Source organism: Pseudomonas sp. JV245A, assembly GCF_032424515.1.
GTDB lineage: Bacteria > Pseudomonadota > Gammaproteobacteria > Pseudomonadales > Pseudomonadaceae > Aquipseudomonas > Aquipseudomonas protegens.
Genome location: NZ_VYKE01000638.1, coordinates 1 through 270, shown reverse-complemented (window position 1 = coordinate 270; position 270 = coordinate 1). Strand labels below are relative to the sequence as shown.

Genomic DNA, 270 nt, shown 5'->3' with positions numbered 1-270 from the left:
TCCGCCGGCGGTGCGGGTGTACTGCTTCGGCGGCGATGCAGTGCCCCAGGCCAGTTACGATCTGGCGTGGCGAGTGCTGCGTCCGAAGTACATCTTCAACGGTTACGGCCCGACTGAAACCGTGGTTACGCCATTGATCTGGAAGGCCAAGGCGGGCGATCCGTGCGACGCGGCCTACGCGCCCATCGGCAATATCGTTGGCAACCGCAGCGCCTACGTGGCCGATGCCAACCTCAACCTATTGCCGGTTGGCGTGGCCGGCGAGCTGTA

Annotated in this window: 1 protein-coding gene; it reads left to right on the top strand. The window is 64.4% G+C overall.

Annotated features, from left to right (window positions below; all coding sequences use genetic code 11):
- Positions 1-270: AMP-binding protein (locus F6S12_RS33395; RefSeq protein WP_315870071.1), on the top strand; the 270-nt coding region annotated here is incomplete at both ends.